This is a genomic window from Pseudomonas sp. FW305-28 (genome assembly GCF_017351395.1).
Lineage (GTDB): Bacteria > Pseudomonadota > Gammaproteobacteria > Pseudomonadales > Pseudomonadaceae > Aquipseudomonas > Aquipseudomonas fluorescens_AA.
Window position 1 is genome coordinate 1 of record NZ_JACNDD010000250.1, and the last position, 4,636, is coordinate 4,636.

Consider the following 4,636-nt stretch of genomic DNA (forward strand, 5'->3'; position numbering starts at 1 on the left):
CATCGCAATCATCGGCTTGCTGCGGGCATACCGGCTCAGGCGTTCGGCCATCGCATAGGGCAGTTCAGGGTTGAAGCTGAAACCACGCCGCTCATAAAAGCCGCGCAAGTCCGGGTGGCAGAACAGCCATACCGGCTTGTCCACCCCGTTCACCGCTTCAGCGATCAATCGCGCGGCAATGCCCTGGACGCGGTACGCCGGGTCGACGAACAACCCCGTCAACCAATGCCCGCCCGACACTGGGCGCAAGCACAGGGCGGCGACGATCTCATCGCGCCGTGCCACCCACAGCTGCGCGTCACGCACTGCTTTCATCGAGGATTGGTGGGCGCGGTAAAACTTGTTCATCAGCGGCCAAAGCGATGCTTCGAGCGCTGCGTAATGGATTTCGGACATGGCGGGGTCGTGGCGCAGAAGGGGGAGGCGATTATAAAAGAACGCGAGTGCGGCGATAGGTGTATACCTGACTTCACATCCCGTATGACTGGAGTACGTATCATGGCCAAAGGCATGGATTCAAAAAAAGCGGCAAAGAAAAAACCGGCGAAGACTGCCGATGAAAAGCGCGCCGACAAGAAAATCAAGAAGGTGAACCTGTTCGGTCATTGAACCGGTATCGCCTTGGCGGGCCTCAGGTTGAGCTGGGGCGGTCACCCCAGCTCAAATGCTCTGGCCTGTACCGAGGCTCAAAGCGAGGCGAGAAACATGTCCATGGCCGCGGCTTTGTCGCCCGTGCGGCTCTCCTGGGCCTTTTCCACTTGGGCTATCGCTGACTTGTCCTGCATGCGCTGGGCAATCTCCTGGCTGACCGCCATCTGCTTCTCGGGCGGCATCGCCTCGAACTCTTCCTCGGTAATGCCCATCTCTTCGAGAATGCTGTCGCGCAGGCGCTCTTCGGGCGTCTTGCTCATGTAGTCCTTGAACTGCGCCGTGGCGGAGCCGCCAAGTGTCGTGGCCTCTTCAGGCGTTGACGAAGCCACGGTTTGCAATTGCACGCGCGTCTTGGCGAACGCCTCATCCACCTTGTCGCTGATGGCGGTGGCGGCATTGACCTGTTGCGTGGCTCGTTGGGTGAAGGAATCCTGGACCTGGGCACTGCCTTGGCTGGCCTGGGCCTGGATGTTATCGCGCAATGCCTGCAACGCGGCGCTTTGCAGGCCGCTGGCGGCTTCGGCGGTGGGATCTTCGCCCGGGCGTTTGAGTGGCAAGACCATCGCTTGCTGTTTGGCACTGACCAACATGATGAACACCTGTAGGTAATGGCTGAGCGATGGGCAGGAGCAATTCCCATGCCGCCTTCGCAAGGCCCGTATTCCAAGGGGTGTGGACAAGCGCGCGGCGAGCGGGGCGGCCAACCCTTGCCGTCGGACGGCATGGATCGACCGCTTGAGCGAGGCGCCTCAGGTGCTTTCGCGAACCTTGAGCTCGAAACCCAGGTCCACCACCGGCTGCGCGATGCGGTTGCCGGCCATCAGCGTCAGCATCTGTTCGGCGGCGCGGCGACCGATGGCCTCCCGTGGGGTGCTGATGCTGCTCAGGCGCGGCACCATATGGGCCGAGGCGGGCAAGTCGTTGAAGCCCAGCACCGAGACCTGCTCGGGGATCTTAATGCCGCAGCGCAGTGCTTCGAACAGGGCGCCGTGGGCCAGGTCGTCGTTGCCGAAGAAGATCGCATCGACGTCCGGGTGGCTGCCGAGCAATTGCAGGAACAATTCCCCGCCCAGGCCCACCGAGGATGGACGCGGGGTCAGCAGTTCCAGGTCCGGGTCATACAAACCGGCTTGCTGCAGGGCGCGGCGAAAGCCTTCACCGCGCAGCAGGGTGCGCTGGTCCAGTTGCGCGCCGATGTAGGCCAGGCGCTTGCGGCCCTTGGAAATCAAGTGCTCGGCCGCCGTTTCGCCGGCCTTGAGCTGGGAAAAACCGACGCAATTGAGCCCGGCGCCGGGGTCCAGTTCCATCATGTACACGCACGGGATGTTGCTGGCCTCGATCATGCGGCGGGCGCTTTCGGTGCGGTCGAAACCGGTCAGCAGCAAACCCCTTGGCTGATATGCCATGTAGTTGCGCAACAGGTCTTCTTCCTCGTCCCGGGAGTAGTGGTAGTTGCCGATCACCACTTCGAAACCCTTGGGCCGCAGCACCCGATGGATGGCTTCCAGGGTGTCGATGAACAACAGGTTGGACAACGACGGCACCAGCACCACCACCGAATGGCTCTGGGCCGAAGCCAGGGCGCGGGCGGCGGGATTGACGACGTAGTTGAGTTCCACGGCGGCCTGGCGGACTTTTTCCACCAGTTCCGAGGCGACGGTGCTGACGCCACGCAGGGCACGGGAGGCGGTGATAGGGCTGACACCGGCCAGGCGTGCGACTTCGTTGAGCGTGGGGCGACCGGTGGTGCGCGTATTCTTATCGTTTTTAGGGACGGTCATCAGGGCGGCTTGCCAAACAAAAATCAAGGTACTAAGGTAGCGCTGTCTCGACGCCGCTGCAAATGCGTGAGCGGGGGTTGCCTGATCCCTCGTCCGTGGGTGTCGTGAACGAACATGCTGCAACCACAAAAATGACAAGAAGGCGTCGGCAACTTCTGCTTTTGCTGCGGTGTCATAACTGGCAAAGGTAGCGCTGTCTGCGCGCTGAGGTGTTACATGAACAATCCCATCTCCGCCCTGGTCATCATGGGCGTTGCCGGTTGCGGCAAAACGTGCGTCAGCCAGGCCCTGTGCCAGTTGAGCGGCGCCACCGCCATCGAAGGCGACACGTTCCACCCCGCGGCCAACATCCAGAAGATGAGTGCCGGTATCCCCTTGAACGACGACGACCGTGCCGGCTGGCTCGACAGCCTGTGCGACGAGTTGCGCCGTGTCGATGCCACGGGCGAGCGTCCGGTGCTGACCTGCTCGGCCCTCAAGCACAGTTATCGCGAGCGTCTGCGCAGCGCCTTGCCCGGCCTGGGTTTCGTATTCCTTGAATTGACCCCCGAAGTGGCCGCCGACCGCGTTTCCCATCGTCCCGGCCATTTCATGCCGTCGACCCTGATCGACAGCCAGTTCGCCACCCTTGAATCCCCTGTCGGCGAGCCCCTGACCCTGGCTCTGGACGCGTCCAGCCACAGCGTTGACGAACTGGCACAGCAGGCTTACGTCTGGTGGTTGGCCCACGGTTTGAAGCTGGCTAGCTGAGTTTCAAAAAATTTGCGTCAGAAAGATAGCGCTGTCCCGACGACTCATAAATAACTGCTTCAATAACAACAACAAATCAGGAGACACCTCCCATGTTCGGCATGTCCCACGAGACGTTCCTACTGCTTGATGCAGTGGTCACGGTGATCGGACTCATCGTCCTCATCACCAAGTTCAAATTCCACCCGTTCATTGCGCTGACCATCGCCGCCGCGTTCCTCGGCCTGACGTCGGGCATGCCGACCGGCACCATCATCAAGGCGTTCCAGGACGGCTTCGGTGGCGTGCTGGGCTTTGTCGGCATCATCCTGGCGCTGGGCACGATGCTCGGCAAAATGATGGCCGAGTCGGGCGGGGCCGATCAGATCGCCCAGACCCTGATCCGCGCCTTCGGCAAGGACAAGGTGCAGTGGGCGATGATGTTCGCCGCCTTCCTGGTGGGCATCCCGCTGTTCTTCGAAATCGGCTTCGTGCTGCTGATCCCGCTGGTGTTCATCGTCGCGCGCCGCACCGGCGTGTCGATCATCAAGATCGGTATCCCACTGCTGGCCGGTCTTTCCGCGGTCCACGGCCTGGTGCCGCCGCACCCGGGGCCGCTGCTGGCGATTGGCATATTTGGCGCTGACATCGGCAAGACCATTCTCTATGGCCTGATCGTCGCGCTGCCGACCGCCATCATTGCCGGCCCGATCTTCGGTACGTTCATTGCCAAGCACATCCCCGGCCATCCGAACCAGGAGCTGGTGGACCAACTGGCCCGCGAGACGAGCGCCGCCGAGCTGCCAAGCTTCAGCATCACCCTGATCACCGTGTTGTCGCCGGTGTTCCTGATGCTGCTCAAGACCTTCGCTGACGTGGCGCTGCCGGACGGCAACCTCTTCCGTGCCTGGATGGACATGATCGGCCACCCGATCTCGGCTTTGCTGCTGGCGTTGTTGCTGTCGCTGTACACCTTTGGCTACAAGCAGGGCATCGGTTCCAGCCAGATGCTCAAATGGCTGGACGCCAGCCTTGCGCCGACCGCCGCGATCATCCTGATCATCGGTGCCGGTGGTGGCTTCAAGCAGATGCTGGTCACCAGCGGCGTGGGCGATGTGATCGGTCACATGGCGGTGAGTGCGCAGATCTCGCCGATCCTGCTGGCGTGGCTGGTGGCGGCGGTGATTCGCATCGCCACAGGTTCGGCGACGGTGGCGACCATTACCGGTGCCGGTATCGTGGTGCCGGTGGTGGGGATGATGCCGGGTGTGAACCGTGAGCTGCTGGTGCTGGCGACCGGTGCCGGTTCGTTGATCCTGTCCCACGTCAACGATGCGGGTTTCTGGCTGGTCAAGCAGTACTTCAACATGACCGTGGCCGAGACCTTCAAGACCTGGACCGCGATGGAAACTATCCTGTCGGTGGTGGGGTTGATCTTTATCCTGCTGCTGTCGCTGGTGGTCTAACCGACAACC

Annotated in this window: 5 protein-coding genes; 2 read left to right on the forward strand and 3 right to left on the reverse strand. The window is 61.9% G+C overall.

Annotated features, from left to right (window positions below):
- The 3 genes from J4E53_RS29780 to J4E53_RS29790 form a co-directional block, all read right to left on the reverse strand.
- Positions 1-396, reverse strand: a 396-nt coding sequence (locus J4E53_RS29780; RefSeq protein ID WP_207268269.1) for a GNAT family N-acetyltransferase, incomplete at its 3' end; no start/stop codon positions are given.
- Between the two features lie 290 nt (positions 397-686).
- On the reverse strand, positions 687-1,241 hold the full coding sequence (locus tag J4E53_RS29785; RefSeq protein WP_103311351.1) for a hypothetical protein: 555 nt from the start codon (positions 1,239-1,241) through the stop codon (positions 687-689).
- 159 nt (positions 1,242-1,400) lie between these two features.
- A complete protein-coding gene (locus tag J4E53_RS29790) occupies positions 1,401-2,432 on the reverse strand; it encodes a LacI family DNA-binding transcriptional regulator (protein WP_060738847.1) in 1,032 nt (343 codons plus the stop codon).
- A gap of 216 nt (positions 2,433-2,648) precedes the next feature.
- Here J4E53_RS29790 and J4E53_RS29795 point away from each other — a divergent pair, with 216 nt between their 5' ends.
- Together J4E53_RS29795 and J4E53_RS29800 are read left to right on the forward strand one after the other, a co-directional pair.
- Positions 2,649-3,182 (forward strand): gluconokinase, encoded by a 534-nt coding sequence (locus tag J4E53_RS29795; protein WP_092203878.1) that lies wholly within the window; start codon positions 2,649-2,651, stop codon positions 3,180-3,182.
- 92 nt (positions 3,183-3,274) lie between these two features.
- Positions 3,275-4,627 (forward strand): GntP family permease, encoded by a 1,353-nt coding sequence (locus J4E53_RS29800; RefSeq protein WP_060738845.1) that lies wholly within the window; start codon positions 3,275-3,277, stop codon positions 4,625-4,627.
- The last annotated feature ends 9 nt before the right edge of the window (positions 4,628-4,636 follow it).